The organism is Paracidovorax valerianellae (genome assembly GCF_900102625.1).
Classification (GTDB): Bacteria; Pseudomonadota; Gammaproteobacteria; order Burkholderiales; family Burkholderiaceae_C; genus Paracidovorax; species Paracidovorax valerianellae.
In genome coordinates this window covers 1-1,947 of record NZ_FMZC01000041.1, presented here as the reverse complement: position 1 = coordinate 1,947, position 1,947 = coordinate 1, and the positions used below count along the sequence as shown (strand labels likewise).

Here is a 1,947-nt window from a genome sequence, read left to right as displayed (position 1 = left end):
GCCGGGTTGCTGGCCGACGAGCGCATGGCGCAGCTGTACCTGGGCAATCACTGACGGGCGCCATAGGGCGCCTGTAGAAGGCGGTTGCTCCTTTGGCGCTGTGCCCTTTAACACGCACTAACTCAACCAGAGTTGAATCGTGGCCACTGAAGTGCGAAACGGTAAACCGGTCAACGGAGGCGCCAATTCTTGACTCTGTGCAAAGCGCCCGCCATCAATCTTTTATTGCCGCCTGCTCGCTCACCCATTCCAGGCTTTTGCCTCCCACGCACCACGCCGGATTGCGCACCCAGTCCGTGAACCACATGGTGGGGTTTCCCTCCAACTCAGAACATAGCGAGTAGCCCAGGCGGGGCATGTAAAAGCGTTGACCTATAGAGGTCACAGGGATCAGCACCATAGCCACCAAGGCTGCCACTACGGCGATCTTGAAGGCGAATTCGTAAGGTTTGATCCGCCTGTCACTGCAAGGCACAGCCCGCATGATTCCCACAACGATGCCGATTAGGCAAAAAGCCGCCACGAACGGCGCCACCTGTGATGCGGGAGCGATGCGCACTACAGGCGCATTGGAAGCGATCGCGTTTATGGGAGGCACAAGACCATACAACACCACGAAAAAACTAACTGCGGTGATGCCAAGAAAAAGTGGAATGGTCCACACCAGAGCTTTTCGGACTTGGGATGCTACGAACATGAGAAGACTTTGTTAACGCCTAATAGCGCACGCAAGCGATGCGACAAAGCCAGTCTTTTACGCCTTGGTCAATAGCACGACCCATATCCACCTTTTTCTGCTGAATGCTGTCACGCAAGCTGTCCTGCCAAGACTGAGCTTCGGTGTTGACGTAGTAAAGGCCCTGATTTACCTGCTCTGGAAGCATCTGGAGAGCCGCTATCACTTTGCCTTTGATTTTGTAGTGGTTGTCGACAAAGTTCAAAGCGGTACCACCTATGACAGCCACAGCTGCCATCGCACCCAATGGAAACACGGCGACTGTCGTAATGGTGGCAGCTACGCCTGCTGCTGCACCGTAGGCCATCAGACCAGCGAGGCCGCCCTTCACAGCCTCCACTCCGATCCCACCCACCAGGTCGTACATGGTCTTCTCGTCATTGAACATGAAGTCCATCACCTCCAATCCTGTGGACACGACCACCCCTAGCATGAAACCGCCTTTTGCAATTCCCTGAAGGCTTTTCATGCCAAGGCCCAGTTGAAGCATCTTGGGATTCGTCGCCAGATACCGAGTGCCCTGCAGGGCGCTGCTGCGTTTGGCCGAATAGCCCTTGATGATGATGTACGTGCCCGTCGCGGTGGTCTTAATGTAGGTGCCGATTCCAGCCATGCCGATGGCGTTCAGCGTCTTTGTGATGGCGAGGGCGTCGTTGGCGCCCTGCGCGACTGGCCCCACCCACGGCTCACTGGCATTGGGGTTGAAGGTCTTTTGCCAGTACTGGCCGAACGTCGAGCTGGACAGCATCTTGCGCAAGTTGAATTCAAGGGCGGAATTGCCCTTGGCCTTGTCCTGCAGGATGCTCATGTACTGGCCCTGTGTCAGCACCAGGACGTCCACTTGGTTCTTGTCCATGGACTGGGCCAAGGTCTGCCCGTAGCCGATGTTGAAGAACGTGGCAGCAAGTTCTGCGCTCATGCATCCCCCCTTAAGGATTTCTTTTTTTTGGTGGCGGATGCTAACCGCTGGCTTAAGCGGGACCGGCGTCAGCATGCAACAAGTTGTTTGGCTGGCTTTTAGCCGTGCCGGCAAGGCATCTGTCAGGGGATTTCCGGCGGGGTATGCCGCTGCGGACACCGGCTTGGCTTACCTGTCCCAGGTGGCCAACGTGTTCCCTTCGCTCACCGTGCGCGAAAACCTGCTGGTGGTGCGCGGCGTGCCCCACGTCAAGCGCCGCATGGATGCGGTGCTGGCCGACTTCCCCGCGCTG

2 protein-coding genes and 1 pseudogene are annotated in these 1,947 nt (G+C 57.1%); 1 reads left to right on the top strand and 2 read right to left on the bottom strand.

Annotation, left to right across the window (positions count from 1 at the left end):
• Positions 1-214: 214 nt before the first annotated feature.
• Entirely contained in the window at positions 215-697 is a 483-nt protein-coding gene (locus BLT03_RS23545; RefSeq protein WP_092746190.1) for a hypothetical protein, read from the bottom strand.
• A gap of 19 nt (positions 698-716) precedes the next feature.
• Positions 717-1,655 carry a hypothetical protein gene (locus BLT03_RS23540; protein ID WP_092746189.1) on the bottom strand — a complete coding sequence of 313 codons (939 nt, stop codon included), beginning with the start codon at positions 1,653-1,655 and terminating at the stop codon, positions 717-719.
• Positions 1,656-1,728: 73 nt separating this feature from the next.
• On the opposite strand from BLT03_RS23540, the pseudogene BLT03_RS24985 reads away from it, so the two are divergent.
• A pseudogene (locus BLT03_RS24985) lies at positions 1,729-1,947 on the top strand (ABC transporter ATP-binding protein); the annotation flags it as partial.

Coding starts and splice junctions, on each gene's coding strand:
- BLT03_RS23540 (WP_092746189.1), bottom strand. CDS start 1,655: ATGAGCGCAGAACTTGCTGCCACGTTCTTCAACATCGGCTACGGGCAG.
- BLT03_RS23545 (WP_092746190.1), bottom strand. CDS start 697: ATGTTCGTAGCATCCCAAGTCCGAAAAGCTCTGGTGTGGACCATTCCA.